Annotated in this window: 11 protein-coding genes; 5 read left to right on the top strand and 6 right to left on the bottom strand. The window is 66.0% G+C overall.

Translation table 11 applies throughout. From position 1 onward, the window contains the following. Positions 1-63 precede the first annotated feature (63 nt). Both AC1DKR_RS11825 and AC1DKR_RS11820 read left to right on the top strand, forming a co-directional pair. Positions 64-2997, top strand: coding sequence for a TonB-dependent receptor (locus AC1DKR_RS11825; protein WP_478032979.1), 2934 nt, complete (start codon positions 64-66; stop codon positions 2995-2997). 11 nt (positions 2998-3008) lie between these two features. Then, positions 3009-4604: an alkaline phosphatase D family protein gene (locus AC1DKR_RS11820; protein ID WP_478032976.1), complete on the top strand. Its 1596-nt coding sequence runs from the start codon at positions 3009-3011 to the stop codon at positions 4602-4604. A gap of 55 nt (positions 4605-4659) precedes the next feature. Here AC1DKR_RS11820 and AC1DKR_RS11815 read toward each other — a convergent pair whose 3' ends face one another. The 4 genes from AC1DKR_RS11815 to AC1DKR_RS11800 all read right to left on the bottom strand — a co-directional run bounded on the left by AC1DKR_RS11815 (position 4660) and on the right by AC1DKR_RS11800 (position 11544). After that, a complete protein-coding gene (locus AC1DKR_RS11815; RefSeq protein ID WP_478032974.1) occupies positions 4660-6768 on the bottom strand; it encodes a phosphocholine-specific phospholipase C in 2109 nt (702 codons plus the stop codon). Between the two features lie 10 nt (positions 6769-6778). After that, positions 6779-9157 (bottom strand): TonB-dependent receptor domain-containing protein, encoded by a 2379-nt coding sequence (locus AC1DKR_RS11810; RefSeq protein WP_312786424.1) that lies wholly within the window; start codon positions 9155-9157, stop codon positions 6779-6781. A 117-nt stretch (positions 9158-9274) separates the two neighbouring features. Then, positions 9275-10201 (bottom strand): c-type cytochrome, encoded by a 927-nt coding sequence (locus tag AC1DKR_RS11805; RefSeq protein ID WP_312108351.1) that lies wholly within the window; start codon positions 10199-10201, stop codon positions 9275-9277. After that, positions 10198-11544 (bottom strand): c-type cytochrome, encoded by a 1347-nt coding sequence (locus AC1DKR_RS11800; protein ID WP_478032971.1) that lies wholly within the window; start codon positions 11542-11544, stop codon positions 10198-10200. The genes AC1DKR_RS11805 and AC1DKR_RS11800 overlap by 4 nt, the downstream gene beginning before the upstream one ends. A gap of 183 nt (positions 11545-11727) precedes the next feature. Here AC1DKR_RS11800 and AC1DKR_RS11795 point away from each other — a divergent pair, with 183 nt between their 5' ends. Further along, complete coding sequence (locus tag AC1DKR_RS11795; protein WP_032976526.1) at positions 11728-12879, top strand: alpha/beta fold hydrolase; 1152 nt, start codon at positions 11728-11730, stop codon at positions 12877-12879. A gap of 3 nt (positions 12880-12882) precedes the next feature. Here the strand turns inward: AC1DKR_RS11795 and AC1DKR_RS11790 are convergent, their stop codons facing one another. Further along, positions 12883-14022 carry an MFS transporter gene (locus AC1DKR_RS11790; protein WP_032976527.1) on the bottom strand — a complete coding sequence of 380 codons (1140 nt, stop codon included), beginning with the start codon at positions 14020-14022 and terminating at the stop codon, positions 12883-12885. 187 nt (positions 14023-14209) lie between these two features. Between AC1DKR_RS11790 and AC1DKR_RS11785 the strand changes: the two genes are divergently transcribed. Next, positions 14210-14905: an alpha/beta hydrolase gene (locus tag AC1DKR_RS11785; RefSeq protein ID WP_312786421.1), complete on the top strand. Its 696-nt coding sequence runs from the start codon at positions 14210-14212 to the stop codon at positions 14903-14905. A 157-nt stretch (positions 14906-15062) separates the two neighbouring features. Continuing rightward, positions 15063-17258: a TonB-dependent siderophore receptor gene (locus AC1DKR_RS11780; RefSeq protein WP_478032968.1), complete on the top strand. Its 2196-nt coding sequence runs from the start codon at positions 15063-15065 to the stop codon at positions 17256-17258. A 54-nt stretch (positions 17259-17312) separates the two neighbouring features. Here the strand turns inward: AC1DKR_RS11780 and AC1DKR_RS11775 are convergent, their stop codons facing one another. Then, positions 17313-18014: a pirin family protein gene (locus tag AC1DKR_RS11775; RefSeq protein ID WP_025878940.1), complete on the bottom strand. Its 702-nt coding sequence runs from the start codon at positions 18012-18014 to the stop codon at positions 17313-17315. Positions 18015-18069: the final 55 nt, after the last annotated feature.

Below are 18069 nucleotides of genomic sequence, written 5' to 3'. Positions count from 1 at the left end.
GGGAGAAGCCGCTGTCGAATGCCGACGCGGTAGCAGCAGTCCTCTCTCCTGCAAGGAACCGTGATGCGCAAGAAGCTCTATCTGTCGGTGGTACTGGCCTTGTCTCCCTGCCTGGGCGCACATGCGCAGGCGGCGTCGTCCAACGGGCTTGAGACCAAGGTCACTGCAGCGATCGCCGCGCAGCCTTTGAGCCAGGCACTGGAGCAGCTGTCACGCAGCTCCGGCGTGCAGTTCCTGTATGCCGGCGCGGGCAATGCACCCATGGCGGGCGCGGTACCGCGGGGGGCCACCGTCAAGCAGGCGCTGGACACGCTGCTGGCCGGCACCGGCCTGCGCTACACGGTGCTGGACGGCAACGTGATCGCCATCGATGCGGCACCGGCACAGCGCGAAACCGGGCCGGCCGCACCGGCACCGCAGCAGCCGCAAGCCGTGGTCGCTCCGACCCTGGGAACGATCAAGGTAATCGCCGCCCATGAGGTGATCGATCAGAAGAGAACCTCGCCGGTGATCAAGGATTCGGTGATCTACGATGAGATGGACAGCTACGGCGATGAGACGCTGGCCGAGAGCCTGATGGCCGCGCCCGGCCTGAGTGCGGTGGAAGATGCGGGCGAACCACGCTATGTGACCGTGCGCGGCGTGCAGGCCAATCTCAACTACACGACCATCGACGGCATCGCGATCGCAAGCGTGGGCGGCAGTGGCTCCGGCGAGCGCATGAACAACCTGCAGCTGATTCCCAGCGACATCGGCACCCGCACCGACATCTACAAGAGCTTCAGCGCCGAGCAGGCACCGGATGCCATCGGTGGTGTGATCGACATCATCAGCCGCAGCGCCTTTGACCGCTCCGGCAAGTACGTGTTCGCCGACGTGGCCGGCATCCATTCCACGGCCGAGACCAATGTGGGGCGCAGCGCGGGGGGCGACCACAAGACCCTGGGCCACTTCGGCAAGAGCGCCAAAGCGGTGTTCTCCAATCAGTTCGGCGGCGATGATCAGTTCGGCATCGTCGCGGTCGCGCGCTATGAACAGCGCTCGCGAAACAGCGTCAAGCGCTGGGTGGAATCGAACTACTACTACAACGATGCCGGCAAGTACCTCACCGATGGAACCACCGGCCCCGACGAGGCGAAAGGCTGGAACGGCCTGCGCGCGCCGGGCAACTTCAGCACCGGCACCTACACCAACTACATCACCAACTTCGGTGGCTCGGCCAAGCTGGAATGGAAGCCATCGGACGACCCGTTCTATGCCTCGCTGCTGCTGTACTCGTACCGGTTCTACGAGAACTCGACGATGAACAAGACCGATCTGTATGGCAACGCCAAGTTCCCGATACGCAACCAGAGCGAGGACGGCGGCACCACACAGATCAACAGCATCTACATCAAGAACCGCCACGACCGCTGGGACCGCAGCAACCGCGGCGCGATCGCCAGTTTCAACTGGGATATCGGTCACCTCTCGCGGCTGACCCTGCGTGCCGGCCACACCGAAGAGACCTTCCACAACAACCAGGTCTACTGGGGCGTGCGCGCCTACCCGAGCAACCTGTTCGTTGACTATGCCAACGACAGCCATGGTTTTCCGAACGCCGTGGGTGTTTCCGATTCCAGCCTGCTGACCAACTCGGCCTTCAAGCTCAATCCGGCGCAGGCCTATATCTCGCCGCGCGACGCCAAGGAAAGCATCGACAACCTGCGCGCCGACTTCAGCTACAACATCGATGCCGATGCACGCGGTTTCGGTCTGGCTGCCGGTGCCGAGTATCGCCACCTGAAGATCTGGCAGGACATCGATTTCGATTACTACAAGACCAGCGCGACCTTGAATGACTATCTGTACCCGGGTTCGACCCTGCTTGGCAGCGTTCCCGGTTTCCCGTTGATCGACAACCGCAAGTGGCATGACGAGCTGTACCCGAAGCTGGGCAACAACGATGCGGCGTACCCGAATGCCGACTTCACCAGCGATTACAAGTACGTGGAAGACATTGCCAACGCCTACGTGTCGGCGCATTACGCCTGGGACCGGCTGCTGCTGATCGGCGGCCTGCGCTACGACCACACCACCTTCGATGCGTTCAGCCCGTTCAGTGAGGATGGTGGCACCACCTACACATCGGCATTCCGCAAGAGCAGTGGCGGCTACAGCAACCTGCTGCCGTCGCTGAACGCCACCTTCAAGCTGAGCGAAGACCAGCGCCTGAGGTTCTCCGCCAGCCGCACGCTGGGCCGGCCGACGCCCAGCAACATCGCCCAGGCCACCAGCACCAGCTGCGGCGACGACGAGCTGGGCGGAGGCTTCTGCACCATCAAGCAGGGCAATGCCTCGCTGCAGCCGCGCCGCTCGACCAACCTCGATCTTGCCTGGGACCTGTACTTCAACGGCAACAACGGCCTGGTCTCGGTGGCGTTGTTCGACAAGGTCATCAAGGACGACATCTACCCCCTGACCACGTTCGAGAACGTCGGCGACATCCGCTACCGGATCACCCAGCCGATGAACACCGATGAGTCGACGCTGCGCGGTGTCGAGTTCGCGGTAGCCAACCGCAACCTGCAGTGGGGCCGCCACCGCTTCGACATGTACCTCAATGCCACCCGCCTGGACGGGCAGACCAACTACCGCATCAGCGACGGCAGCGAGCGCCGCCTGGACCGCCTGCTGTACCAGCCGGACTGGTCGGTGAACGGCTCGGTGATCTGGCGCATGCCGTGGAAGAGCTCGCAGCTGCGCGTGTCCGGTACCTACCGCAGCCGCATGCTGGTCGACTTCGGCGATACCCAGTGGCTGGACTCGTACTACGACCCGTACATGACCTTCAACCTGGCCTTCAGCCACAAGGTCAGCAAGCACGTGACGCTGAAGTACGAGGCGAAGAACCTGTTCAATACCCAGCCCACCTACAGCACCGGTCCGAACGGACGCTTCCGCACCGAGATCGACGACTACGGTCGCTTCTTCTACTTCCACATCATCTACAACTGAGGGCGGCCGTCTTGGATACGATCAATCGCAGGCGCTTCCTTGCCCTGTCGGGACTTTCCGCGTTGGGTGCGTGGGCCGGCACTGCCCGCGCGCTGGCTGCGCAGAGCGATGCGGCAGCACTGAATCCACGCAATCTGTTGGCCTCGCCGCGCTTTGCCAGTACGCCGTTCACCCTCGGCGTGGCGTCGGGTGATCCGTCGGCCGACGGCATGGTGCTGTGGACGCGGCTGGCCACCGAGCCCCTGGTGTTCGGTGGCGGCATGCCCACCCGGCCGATGGTGGTGGGATGGCAGGTGGCTGATGACGAGGGCATGCGCACCGTGGTGCGACAGGGTACCTCGCTGGCCCACCCCGAACTGGGCCATGCGCTGCACGTGGAACTGGACGGCCTCTTGCCTGGGCGGCCGTACTGGTACCGCTTCACCGTGGGAGGCCATGCCAGTGCGATCGGACGCACCCACACCCTGCCTGCGGCGAACGCGCCGATCAAGCGCGTGCGCTTCGCGGTGGCCGGATGCCAGCATTTCGAGGAAGGGCACTACACGGCCTGGCGGCACATTGCCGAGGAACCACTCGATTTCGTGTTCCATTACGGCGACTACATCTATGAGGGTGAAAGCCAGCCCGGCATGCGGAAGATGAACGGTCAGCCGTTCACCAACCTGCGCAACCACGTTGGCCCACAGACCTATACGCTCGACGACTATCGCCGCCGCTACGCGCAGTACAAGACCGATACGGACCTGCAGGCGGCGCACGCTGCGTCACCGTGGTTCGTGACGTTCGACGACCATGAAGTGGACAACAACTGGGCGGGTGCCGAAGACCAGGACGGTACGCCCAGCGAGCTGTTCCTGCTGCGCCGCGCACAGGCGTTCCAGGCGTATTACGAAAACATGCCGTTGCGCGCTTCGTCGTTCCCGCGCGATGGTCATATGCAGATGTTCCGTCGCGCGCGCTACGGCACGTTGCTGGACCTGCACCTGCTCGATACCCGCCAGTACCGCAGCAAGCAGGTGGACATGGCGCAGCTCGGACAGGTGGAATCTTCCGAGCGCAGCATTGTGGGCGCGAAGCAGGAGCAATGGCTGTTCGATGGCCTGGCCGATGCCGCGCCGCGCTGGCACACCATCGCCCACCAGGTTTCGCTGGGCAACTACCTGCGCGAGAAGGACGGCGTGGTGCAGGCCTCCGACGACCAGTGGTCCGGTTATCTATCCAGCCGCCGCCGCCTGCTCGATCACATCCAGAAGGTGGGCTTCGGCAACGTGGTAACCGCCTGTGGCGATGCGCACCGCCACTATGCCAGCGACCTGGTGCAGGACAACGCCGATTCCGGGGTTATTTCCAGTGAGTTCCTGGCCACCTCGATCACGTCGGGTGCGGACGGGCAGGGCGTGGATGCCTATGCAGAGAACCAGCTGCGGCACAGTCCGCACCTGAAGGCGACGACGGACAAGCGTGGTTATGTGCTGTGCGACGTCACCCGTGATGCCTGGATCGGTGACATGAAGACGCTCGATACGGTCATGCAGCCGAACGGCGCGCTGCAGAGCTGGAAGCGCTATGCCGTGGAGCACGGCCGGCCGGGGTTGCAGGAGGCCTGAGCGGGATGTTCCACCCTGTGGAGCCGAGCACGCGCCCGGCTCCACAGAATCACTTTCAGCCGTGATCGAAGCGCAGCGGTTCGCTGCCCATGGCAGGGTCGCTGGTGCCAGGCCGGCCGTCTTCGGCACGTCCGGCGAGGCGTTGCTCGACGCCCTGCGAGCGCACGATCAGGTCGTACCAGCCTGCGGTTGGTGCGGGATCCCAGGCCAGTACGGTTTCCGCGCCGGCCACCAGCTGCAGTTCGCGGGTGGGCATGTGGCCGGCGTAGGCGCCGGCCTGCACCTGGACCTTCCGCGCTGAAGGGGATGAATTGCGCAGTGTCAGGCGCATCTGGCCGTCCGCGCGCTCCACGTGCGCGTGCAGCGGCGCGAGCGTGCCATCGCCGCGATAATGGCGATGGAATCCATTCGGTCCCAGCAGCCAGAGATCGTAACGACCCTGCGCATCCAGCGGCCAGCGATCCTGCAGCGGGGCACCCGGTACCACGGTGTAGCGGCGCGGAACGGCGTCCAGGCGCAGGCGGTCGTAGACATGCAGCACGGCCGCGGCGCCATCGCTGGCCAGCTGCAGGGTGAGACCAGCACCATCCACCGATGTGGCCTGCACGTGCGGCCGATAGGGCAGTGCCCGTGCAGGACGTACGCCTGGCTCCTGGCGGGCCGGATGCAGGCCATCGGGCAACGCGGGCACGGTACGGCCGGGCAGGGCGGCGGCGCGCGCGGCGACAGCGGTGACATCGGGCAGCGCCTTGGCGAAGGGGCGGGTGTCGCGCTGGGCGAAGTCGAAGGCGTTGCTCAGATCACCGCAGACCGCACGCCGCCACGGCGAGATGTCCGGCGCGGCCACGCCGAAGCGGCGCTCGATCAGACGCAGCACCGACGTGTGGTCGTACACCTGCGAGTCGACCCAGCCGCCGCGGCTCCACGGTGAAATCACATACAACGGTACGCGCGGGCCAAGCCCATAGGGGCGCCCACGCAGCTCGGCGGCATCGTATTTCTCGTCGCCCGGTGCCGGGTGGTGGTGGTATTCGCCCTCGGTGCTGACCCCCGACGCACCGGCCCAGCCGGCACCAAGCGGGGAGGGCGGTGCCGGTGGCGGCACATGGTCGAAGAAGCCATCGTTCTCATCGAACATCAGCAGCAGGGCGGTACGGCTCCACACCTCTGGATCGGCGGTCAATGCATCCAGCAGGCGCGCGGTATAGGCGGCGCCCTGCGCGGGGCTGGACGGACCGGGGTGCTCGCTGCCGGCTGCGTCGGCGATGATGAAACTGACCTGCGGCAGGCGGCCGCTGATCGCGTCCTCGCGCAGCTGTGCCAGGCCACGGGTACTGACGCCGCGCGCGCGCAGCTCCGGGTCATGCCCCGGGTCGCCGCGGTACGCCTGGCGGAAGGTCTCGAACCCGGCAAGCGGGTTGTCGGTGAAGTTGTCGGCCATGTCCTGGTAGATCTGCCAGGACACGCCAGCCTGCTGCAGCCGCTCGACATAGCTGGCCCAGCGGTACGAGTCGGGATGGCCGCCCAGCTCGGGGAAATTGTCGTGCGAATTGGCGATCACCGGGCCGCCTGCCTGGCCCTGGGCGTCGTTGTGGCCGGTCCACAGGAACACGCGGTTCGGGTTGGTGCCGGCCTGCATCGCGCAGTGGTAGGCATCGCACAGCGTGAACGCATCGGCCAGGGCGAACTGGAACGGCATGTCGCTGCGCTGGAAGTAGCCCATCGAGTGGTTCTGCTTGGCCTTGGGCCAGTGCGCCATGCGCCCGTGGTCCCACGCCTGCAGTGCATCAGGCCAGGTGTGGGGCGTGCCTTCCACCCGCATGTAGCCGAAGTGCGCAGCGGTATCCAACGGGAAGGGGGCGATGGCGCGTTGTCCGCTGGCGTCGGGCTGCAGCCACAGGCTGCGCGGGCGGTCGCCACCGGGCAGCGGCGATGCCGGGGCAACGAAACGGTCACCGAAGCCACGCACGCCTGGCAACGTGCCGAAGTAGTGGTCGAACGAGCGGTTCTCCTGCATGAACACCACGATGTGCTGCAAGTCCTGCAGGCTGCGCGTGCGCGAAGCAGGGGCGATCGCTGCTGCCCGGGCGATGCTGGGCAGCAGCGGCGAAAGGCCGGCGGCGACGCCGGCCTGCAACAGTCGGCGTCGGCCGGTATCAGTCACAGGGTCACACTCACAAGTCCACGCGGAAGGAGATGCCGACGGTGCGCGGGGCGCCGATGAAGGCGTTGTCGCGGCCGTCCACCCCTGCAAGATAACGCTTGTCGGTCAGGTTGCTCACCACCAGGTTGGCGCCCATGCCCTTCAGGCGCGGCGACAGGCCCTGCAGGTCGAAGCCGATGTTGGCGTTGAACACGGTGGCCGAGGGCAGCCTGTTGACGTTGGCCGCATCCAGGTAGCGTTCGCCCAGGTAGCGACCGGACAGGCCGAAGTTCCAGTTCTCGCCCTGCCAGTCGGCCGACACCACCAGGATCTGCTCCGGCTGGCCGATCACCTTGGCGCCATCGACGATGCCCAGCTGCGTGTCGCGCGCGTCGTTGCCGCTGCCCAGGTACTTGGAACGGTTGTAGGTGTAGGCCGCATTGATGCGCCAGCCATTGTCCCAGCCGTAGCCGAAGGCCGCTTCCAGGCCGTTGCTCTCCACGCCGCCGAAGTTCTCGTAGACGCCATCGGTCTCGCCGAGGTAGTCGATGCCGCTGACCAGGCCGGCCGGCAGATAGACGATGCGGTTGTCGAACTTGATGTTGTACAGAGTGACCGAGGCGGTCAGCGGCCAGCGGCTGATGCGCATGCCCAGTTCGATGTTGTCGGCGGTCTCCGGTTCGACGTTGCGGAAGCGCTGCGGATCGGTTTCACCCAGCACGCCGGACGGGATCGCGGCGAAGTTCTGCGAGTAGCCGGCGAACAGTTCCATGCCCTCCACACCCGGGGCCCAGGTGAAGCCGGTGGACAGCAGCGGATCGGACTTCGAGTCGGACTTCACATTCTCGGCGGCGCCGATCACGCGGCGGCGGGACTGGTCGACGAAGAACTGCTTTACGCCCAGGCGCGCGCTGAACGGGCCGAAGCGGGCCACGTCCTCGACGTAGTACATCTGCTCATCGACCTTGTACTTGTCCTCGAACTGCACCCAGTAGGGCTGGTGGTCGAAGGCGATGTCCTGGCCGACGTTGAGCAGGCGGTGCCAGTCGCGGCGCACGGAACGGTCGAGCTTCTCTACCCACAGCCCGCCGCGTACGGTGTTGTCGATGGCGCCGAAGGTCTGCCGCCATTCGACGTCGGCGGTCACGCCCACGCGATCGTTGTCGTAGTGGGAGTGGCGGTAGGACTGCGCGCCCTGCACGTTGCCGGCGTAGCAGTTGGGGTCGTACTCGGCGCTGAAGCCGAGTCGCGGCGTGCAGCTGGCCAGGCGCTGGGCGGAACTGCCGTCGGGGTTCACGAAGTAGATCTGGCCGCGGTTGCTGCCACCGTACACCGTCCTGCCGCCGAGGTACTCCGACTGCGGGCGACCAGGACCGTCGTCGTTGACGTCGGCCAGGTACGGCGGCAGCCAGTCACCGCGGCCCTGCATGCGGTGCCCGTAGGCGGCCATCGAGGCCTTGAAACCGTTGCCGCCGTCGAAGGCCGCGCGCAGGTAGCCGAACGTGTTCTCGCGCAGTGCGCGCGAACCGGAGCGGTAGTTCTGGTCCAGATACGGAATGCCGGTCAGGGTGCCGACCAGGCCGTCGCGGTCGGGGTTGGTGGCGAACCCCTTCGGCGAAACGCTGGTGTACTCCGGCTCGTCGGCATCGTTGTAGGACAGGTAGCCGGTCAGGGTCCAGCGGTCCAGCTCGGTGATGAACTTGCCGGCGATGTTGTCGTTGCTGGTGTGGCCGGTGCCATCGATCCAGTCGTGCACGCGCGCCGACGATGCGCTGATCCACGCGCGGGTGTGTCCTGCAAGCAGGCCGGTGTCGTAGCGCACGTAGTACTTGCGCGCTTCATTGTCACCGGCACCCACCACCATGCGCAGTCGCTGTTCCTGCAGTGGGTCGCTGGTGAGGAAGTTCAGGGTGCCACCGAGTGCTTCGTTCGAGCGCGAGGAGATATCGGCCGTACCCTGGCTCACTTCCACCGTTTCCAGGTCGAGCGTGTCGATGTAGCGGTTGGCCAGCGAGCCGCCGCCATAACCGGAACCACCATTGGGCAGGCCATCGATGGTGGTGCCGATCTGCTGGGTGTCGCGGTTGGTGACAAAGCCGCGCATGCTGATCTGCGTGCCCCACACCGAGGAACCGGTGGCATCGGCTTCGCTGACGACCACGCCGGGCACTTCGTTGAGCGCGCCATTGACGCTGCTCAACACGGTCTGCCGGTTCAACGTTTCCTGGCGCACCGAGGTCTTGGCATAACTGGTGGCCTGGCCGATCACCTGCACCTGGTCCAGGGTCCGCGCGTCGGCGCTTCGCGTATCGGCCACATCGCCCTGCGGTGCTTCAGCCAGGGCATCCAGTGCGGGAGCAATCAGCAGGGCAAGCAGCGAGATACGGGGAAAGCGCGCAATCGTTCGCATCGAAACCGGACCTTCAAGGGAGGAAAGTCCGGGAGTGTCGGCAGCGCCGATGACATGGCGGTGACGCGCAGATGCAGGGAGTGTGTTGTGTGACGGCCGGCAAAACCGGGGCGTTGCTCAGTAGCGCGCGTCCTTCGGTTTCGGATCACGCGGCCAGTCCTTGGCCTTGCCGGCGAAGTCCGGGCGCGGCTGGTTGATGAAGTAGCTGGCGATATCCACCGCGTCCTGGTCGGGCATCACCTGCTGGCCCAGTGGCGGTTCACGGGTCATTGCCGGCGGCATGTTGTGCTTGACGAAGCCTGCGGCCTTGTACAGCCGCGCCATGCCGGCACCGATGTTGAAGCTGCGCTCGCCCCACAACGGCGGGAACGCGATATCGCCGCTGGCATCGCGCCGGCCTTCGCCGTTGTCGCCGTGGCAGGCGGCGCACTGCGCGGCATACAGCGCCTGTCCACGTATCGGGTCCGGTGTCAGCGTGCTGTCGATCGGCCCTTCGCTGGGCGCGGCCACGCGCGCACCCTCTGGTACCGGGCGGCTCAGCCACGCCATGTATTCCAGCATCGCACGCATCTCCGGTGCGTCCTTGGCCAGCGGCTTGCCGTTCATCGAACGCTGCAGGCAACCGTTGATGCGCTCGGCCAGGCCGATTTCCCTGCCCGGTCGCGGCATGTAGCGCGGGTAGCTGCCGCCTCCGGTGTTCAAGTAGTGGTTGCCGAACGGTCGCTTGCCCTCGGCCATGTGGCACGAATTGCAGTTCAGATCGTTGCCGACGTTGTCCGGCAGCAGGCGTGCGGTCTCGTTGAGCAGGCGACGGCCGAACATCACCGCGTCGGCGTTGCCGAGGCTGGCGATCTCCTCGGCACTGGGCACGTGGTACTGGCCCACCACCTGGCCGTGGCTGTCGAGGATGTCCAGGGTCCTCGCGACTTCCGCGTCCAGGTCCGGGTACAGGTGCTGGTACAGCAGCGTGCCAGCACCGGCCAGCAGCACCACAACGACCGCGCTGGCGATCAACGCTGTCGAACGCTTCTTCGAACGCCTCATTGCGCCGTCTCCTGCGGGACCACATGCGCCGGCTTGTCACGCACCACCCGGCGCATGCGTGCTACGTCCAGTTCAGTGACCGCGCTGGCCTGGTTGCCCCAGCTGTTGCGGATGAAGGTGAGGATGTCGGCGAGCTGCGCATTGGGCAGCTGCTCGAAGCCCGGCATGGTGAATGCCATGCGGTCATGCGCGGTACGTGGCGTGCGCCCGCCGGTCAGGGTTACCTGCACCAGCGAGCTGGGATCATCGGCGAAGACGATGGAGTTGCCCGCCAGGGCTGGGTAGACCCGTGGCATGCCGCGGCCATCTGCGCGATGGCAGGCCTGGCAGTGTTCGGCGTAGGCCAGCGAACCGGCCACCCGGTAGTCGCCACCGCGCAGTGCGGCGGTGGTGGTGTCGGTGCCCGGCGTCCACTGCGCGCTGCGCCCTTCGCGGGCCGGCAGCTGCTTCAGGTACCGCGCCATCGCCAGCAGATCTGCGTCGGACAGGTACTGCGTGCTGTGCTCGACCACATCGGCCATGCCGCCAAAAGCTGCGGAGCGATCGGTGCGGCCGGTACGCAGGAACTCGACGATTTCGGCTTCGCTCCAGCTGGCCAGGCCGGTCTGTTCATTGCGCAGGTTCTTCGCATACCAGCCTTCCAGCACCGAGCCGGACAGGAACTGGCGGCTGCCATCGTCGGCCATCGCCTTTTCCTGGAAGGCCAGCCCGCGCGGGGTATGGCACGCGCCGCAATGGGCCAGGCCTTCAACCAGTTCGGCGCCGCGCTGCTGGCCGGTATCCAGGGTGGGATCAGGGCTGAAGCTGCGCGGACGTGCGAACAACAGCTGCCACCAGGCAAGCGGCCAGCGCATGTTTGCCGGCCACGGAATCGTGCTGTCGGCGTTGTCCTGCCGGACCGGCTGCACCGCACCCATGAAGTAGGCGTACAGCGCCTTGATCTCGGCATCGCTGGCGATCACGTACGAGGCGTAGGGCATGGCCGGATACAGCGGCTGGCCGTCATGGCGGATGCCACGCCGCACCGCGCGCTCGAAATCGGCGTAGTCGTATGCGCCGATGCCGGTCTCCGTGTCCGGTGTGATGTTGGTCGAGTACAGCGTGCCCATCGGGGTCTGCATGCCAAGGCCGCCGGCGAACGGCCTGCCGCCCGGTGCTGTATGGCAGGCGGCGCAGTCGGCGGCACGCGACAGGTACCGGCCCTGCTCGATCAGGGCCGGGTCGTGGATGTCGACCTCGGCCTGTTGCGGCGGGGCGAACCAGTACGGTGTACTGCGGGCGATGCCGTAAGCGGCGGCCAAGGTGGCGGCCAGGGCAATGGCGAGCTTGAACGGGGTGCGCATGCCGGCACTGTGGCCATTCGTGCGATGGCGTTCATTGATCCGGATCAATGCTTTGGCCGGTCGCGACATTGTGACAAGCTGAATCGATCCTGCGCTGTCATCAACCCGTCATCCAGCTGCGATAGATGGCGCCGGGCGTGGCCGCTAACCTGCCACGCTGTCGCACTTTTCCCCTGACTGCCCATGAAGCGCCTGCTGCTGCTTTTGCTGGCGTGCGCCGGCCTGTGGCTGGCTGCATGCTCTTCTTCGATGACGGCCTCGTCCACCTCGCTCAGCGATCGTCTGATCGCGCCCGGTGGCGTCTCGACCCTGCTTGATCAACCGCGTATCGCCGCAGCTGTGGCCGCGCTGCCGAACCGGCATGGCTTCGCCCCGGGCCGTGATGGCGTGCCGATCTTCTGGCGTGCTTTCGATCCGGGCGACTACGGTGCGCGCTACCACTATCTGCCGCAGCAGCACCAGAACGGCCTGCCGCTGGATACCGGGTTGAGCCTGTCCGTACCGCAGCCGTTCCGCGCGCAGGCGCCGCGCGGCACCGTGGTGCTGCTGCACGGCTGGATGATGAACGGTGATTCGATGCTGCCATGGTCGCTGCAGCTGGCCGAGTCGGGCTACCGCGTGATCACCCTGGACCTGCGCAACCATGGCCAGTCCGGCGCCGGTCCCTCCGGCTACGGCACCTACGAGTCGGACGATGTTGTGGATGTCATCGCCGAACTGCGCGCGCGCGGCGAAGTGACCGGCCCGCTGTACCTGTTCGGTGTTTCCTACGGCGCTGCCACCGCATTGTTCACCGCCGACAAGTTGGGCGACCAGGTCGCCGGCGTGGTGGCGATGGAATCGTTCGCCAATGCTGGGGTTGCGATCCGCACCATGATTCCGCATCTGATGGCCCTGCAGCCGGAAGGGTTGAAGGCACAGGCCATCGCTTCGTATGCACGCTGGCGCTACGGCAGCCAGGACATCAACCAGGTGGTGGCCGCCGCCAGCCGCCGCATCGACGTGGATCTGGACAAGGTGGATGTTGCCCGCGCGCTGGCCGATACCCGCGCCTGCGTGCTGCTGCTGCACGGGCAGGGCGACCAGCACATTCCGGTCAGCCAAGGCCGCGCGTTGGCGCAGGCCAATCCGCGTGCGCACTACATCGAGATGCGCGGCGAAGATCACATCACCCTGCCGCTGCGGCTGGACCTGCTGGCCGGGGTGGTCGATGACTGGATGGCGCGCGACGAGCACCATCCGAAAGCCGCGTGTCCGGCACCGCAGTTGCCGGCCCAGGCCGAATGGCTGGTGCACGGCGTCGACACACCCGCAAAAACCCCAGCACGCGGCTGAGCGTCAGGGCAGGCGGCGGGCCAGTGAACGTGCAGATGCCGCTACACCCAGCAGCATCGCTGCCACGCACAGGAAGGCAAAGCCCAGGCTGGTGGCATGGGCGAGCGCGCCGATCGCTGCGGGGCCTGCAAGAATGCCGGCATAGCCCAGCGTGGTGACTGCGGTGATCGCAATGCTCTCCGGCATCGCGCGCTGCTGGCCCGCCATCGAGAACAGGGCGGGCACGATGTTGGCGCAGCCCAGGCCCACCAGCACGTAGCCGACCAGCGCCATGGCGAAGGAGGGCACCAGCGTGGCCAGCGCGAAACCGGCCGCAGCGGTGATGCCGCCAATGACGATGGTACGGGTTCGGCCGAGGCGCTCGACGATGCCATCGCCGAACAGGCGCATCGCCGTCATCGCCAGCGTGAACACGGCAAAACCGGCACCGGCCTGGTCGCGCGGCACGTGGCGTATTTCGGCCAGGAACACCGCGCTCCAGTCCAGCATCGAACCCTCGGCCAGGAACACCACGAAGGCGAGCACGCTGATGAACAGCACCACGCCGTGCGGCAGGGCCAGCATCGGGCCGTCATGCAGAATGCGCTGCGGGCGCCAGTGCGGTGCCGACAACAGGGCCACCAGCAACATTGCCGCCACGGCAACCAATGACGCCAGCCACAGGGGCGTGCCGAGAACCAGCAGGCCGGTCATGCAGCCGGCGCCGATGAAGCCGCCGATGCTGTAGAACGCGTGGAAGCCGGACATCATCGGCCGCCCTGCATCGCGCTCGACGGCCACCGCTTGCATGTTCATCGTGCAGTCCATCGCCCCCACACCCGCGCCGAACACGAACAGCGTTGCTCCCAGTGCCAGCGGCGTGGGGGCGAGCGTCAGCAGTGGCAGGGCGAGCAGGATCAAGGCCGTGGTCGCAATCATCAAGCGGCGCGAGCCCAGGCGCGCGGTCAACGCACCGGCCAGTGGCATCGCCAGCAGCGAGCCGAGGCCAAGGCACAGCAGCAGCCCGCCCAGGCTGGCGTCGGACAACCCAGCCTTGGCCTTGGCGAAGGGCACCATCGGTGCCCAGGCAGCGGTGGCAAAGCCGGGAATGAAGAACGCAGCGCGGGTCGCGTGCTGCTGGGCGCGGGGAGAAGAGGGCGTCATGCGCGAGGAAGGCTCCAGAAGATCCTCTTCATGAAAACGTTTTCAGAAGCCATCGGCAAGTGCCATGGATGACATCGGGCGACGCATACGAATGCAGTGGTCCGGATGCGTCACCGTTGATTAACGTCGCCAGCGCAAAGTAGCCCGACGGTCGGCATTCCGCCCGGCCGCCGCCGGAGATCAGCGCATGAGCACCACACCGACCATCCTCCTCGTCCATGGGTTCTGGGGCGGGGCCGCACACTGGGGCAAGGTCATCCTGGAGCTGCACCGCAAGGGCCACGACCAGGTGAAGGCGGTCGAACTGCCGCTGACCTCGCTGGTCAACGACGCCGAGCGGACGCGCAGGATGATCCGCCAGATCGATGGCCCGGTCGTACTGGTCGGGCACTCCTACGGAGGCGCGGTGATCACCGAAGCCGGCAACCAACCGAATGTGCAGGCGCTGGTCTACATCGCCGCATTTGCGCCGGACAGTGGTGAGAGCCCCGGTGGCATCACCCAGCAGCACCTGCCCGAAGCAGCACCGAACCTCGCTCCGGACAGCGATGGCTATCTGTGGCTGCGTGCCGACAAGTTCCATGAGAGCTTCTGCCAAGACCTCAGCGCCGACGAAGGCTGGGTGATGGCCGTGACCCAGAAGGCGCCGCTGGCCAGCACCTTCGGTGATGCGATCAGCGATCCGGCGTGGAAGCACAAGCCGAGCTGGTACCAGCTTTCCAGCCAGGACCGGATGATCGCGCCACAGAACCAGAAGGCCATGGCCGAACGCATGCAGCCAAAGCGCCTGCTGCAGCTGGAGGCAAGCCATGCCTCGCTGGCCTCGCATCCGGCCGAAGTGGCAGCGCTGATCCTGGAGGCCGTGGCTGCCGTCGACGGCTGACTATCGCCAGGCAGCAGTCCCTGGTCAGGCACTGGCGCCACCCCACGACAGCGGGGGCGCAGGAGAGTAAACTCCTGCGCCGGCCGCCCTTGGCCGCATTCCCCCCTTCCCCTCGAGCCGCCGCCAGAGGATCCCACCCCTTCGTGGAGGTCCCGTCGTGTCGTCTGTGCCTGTTCGTTTTTCCGTGCTGTCCCTGCGTCGCCGCCCATTGGCGAGGGCCCTTGCCAATGGTCTTCTGCTGACCACAGTGGCCACTGCCGGCGCCGCCTCGGCGCAATCGGCGCCGGCTGAAGAAGAGGGCAGGACGCCCTCGCAGACGCTGCAGACCGTGCAGGTCACCGCCAACCAGCTGGGCACCATCACCGAAGGCAGCGGTGCCTACACGCCGGGCACCATCGCCACCGCCACCCGCCTGGTACTGACCCCGCGGCAGACCCCGCAGACCATCAGCGTGATCACCCGCGCGCAGATGGACGACTTCGGTCTGGATGGCATCGATGACGTGATGCGGGTGACCCCGGGCATCAGCATCGTCACGTACGACAGTGAGCGCACCGAGTACTACGCACGTGGTTTTGCCGTGCAGAACTTCCAGTACGACGGCATTCCGATGTCACGCGACTCGGCGTACTCGGCCGGCAATACGCTCAGCGATACCGCGATCTACGACCGCATCGAAGTGCTCAAGGGCGCCACCGGCCTGCTGACCGGCATGGGCGACCCCGGCGCGACCATCAACCTGGTGCGCAAGAAGCCGGGCAAGGAATTTGCTGGCAGTGCGACGCTGGGCGTCGGCCGCTGGGACGACTACCGTGTCGAAGTCGATGTCGGTGGACCCTTGACCGCCGATGGCCGCGTGCGCGGGCGCGCGGTAGGTGCTTGGCAGGACAAGCATTCCAATCTGGATTTCTACCAGCGCACCAGCAAGGTCGGCTATGCCGTGCTGGAAGCCGATCTGGGCGAACGCACGCTGCTGACAGTCGGTGGCGACGTGCTGGAGAGCGATCCCAAGGGCTCGACCTGGGGCGGTATTCCGCTGCTGGACAGCCAGGGCAATTTCAACGACATGCCGCGCTCGTTCAACAACGGCACCCGCTGGAGCGGTTGGCGCCAATACGTGCGCACCGGCTTTGCCACGCTGGAACATACCTTCGACAACGACTGGGTAGCCAAGCTGCAGCTCAACCACCAGGTCAACGGCTACGATGCGGCACTGGCCGGTGCGGCCGGTGGCAATCCCGATCCGGTCACCGGCGAAGGCGTCTCGTTGTGGCTGGGCAAGTACGTCGGCAAGACGGTCAGCAACGCGGCCGACTTCTATCTGAGCGGCAATTTCGGCCTGTTCGGTCGCCAGCATGAACTGGTGGTCGGCGGCAGTGCATCGCGCAAGCGCTGGACCAACACCGGCTATTCGCCGCAGCCCGGGTACCCGACCGCCGTTGCCGACTACAACAGCTGGAAGGGTGACATCCCGGAGCCGGAATGGCAGCGCGGTTATGGCAACAATGAGGTGACCCGCGAGAACGGCCTGTACGTGGTCGGTCGCTTCGACGTGGCCGACCCGTTGAAGGTGATCGTCGGCAGCCGCTTGGCCAGCTACCGTTCGCCGCAGACGCGCGAGACGGGCGTGTTCGTGCCTTATGCCGGCGTGGTCTACGACCTTGGCCAGCACTATTCGGTGTATGTCAGCTACAGCACCATCTTCAAGCCGCACAGCGAACGCGACGAACAGGGCAAGGCACTGGATCCGCTGGAAGGCCGCAGCTATGAAATGGGCCTGAAGGCGGAGTTCCTCGACGGCCGCTTCAATGCCAGCGCGGCACTGTTCCAGCTCGACCAGGACAATTTCGCTCAGCCTACAGGCGGCAAAACGCCCAACGGAGAAGACGCCTATCGCGCACTGATGGGCGTACGCACCAAGGGGTACGAACTGGAGATGTCCGGGCAGTTGGCCGAGGGCTGGCAGGTGCAGGGTGGCTTTGCGCACAAGATCGCCCGCCAGGCCGGCAGCAAGGTGACCACGCTGGAGCCGGAAAACCAGTTCAGCCTGCACACCAGCTACCGCCTGCGCGGCGACTGGCAGGGCCTGACTGTCGGTGGCGGTGCGCGCTGGCAGGACTCCACGTTCGGCGACATCACCAACCCGGCCAGTGGCACGTCGGTGGTTCATCGCACCCAGCCGTACTGGCTGCTGGATGCCATGGCCCGGTATCAGTTCAATGATCGCCTGTCGGCCACGGTCAATGTCAACAACCTGCTGGACAAGCGCTATTACACGATCTTCAGCTGGTACAGCACCTACACCTGGGGCGAGCCGCGCAACGTTCGGCTGGCAGTGACGTACAAGTTCTGATCGCGTTGCAACAGGACATGCCCGCGCTGCCGGATGGCATCGCGGGCATGCTGGTTACAGCTTCAGGTCGAACACCAGCACTTCGGCGTCGTTGCCGTTTTCCAGGGTCAGCTGTGCCTCGTCGCTGACCTGCAGTGCGTCACCCGCTTCCAGGGTGATGCCGTTGACCTGCAGCTGGCCACGCGCCACCTGCACATACGCGCCGCGGCCGGCAGCCAAGGCGTGGTGCAGCTTCTGCTCGCCATCGAGGATGGTGGCGAAGATGCGCGCATCCTGATGGATGTGCAGCGAACCATCGGCGCCATCCGGCGAGGCGATCAGGCGCAGCTGGCCGCGCTTGCTCTCCGGCGTGAAGTGGGTCTCCTCATACGACGGCGCGATGTTCTCGGCCTCCGGGAAGATCCAGATCTGCAGGAAATGCACCGGATCGCTGGCCGAATGGTTGAACTCGCTGTGGCTGACGCCGCTGCCTGCGCTCATGCGCTGCACGTCGCCGTAGCGCAGCACCGAACCGGTGCCCATCGAGTCCTTGTGTTCCAGCGCGCCGCCCAGCACGTAGGAGACGATCTCCATGTTGCTGTGGCTGTGGGTGCCGAAACCCTGGCCGCCGATCACCTTGTCTTCGTTGATGACCCGCAGTGGGCCGAAGCTCACATAGCGGGGGTCGTAGTAGCTGGCAAACGAGAAGGTATGGCGCGAGGACAGCCAGCCATGCTCGGCCAGGCCACGGGTAGCGCTCTTGCGGATCTGCAGCATGATGGAATCTCCTTGTTCGATGGTTTCGATGGGGCGGGGTGGGCGGGTAGCCGCT

The organism is Stenotrophomonas sp. 01N47 (genome assembly GCF_056399165.1).
This window is presented reverse-complemented; position numbering and strand designations above follow the sequence as displayed.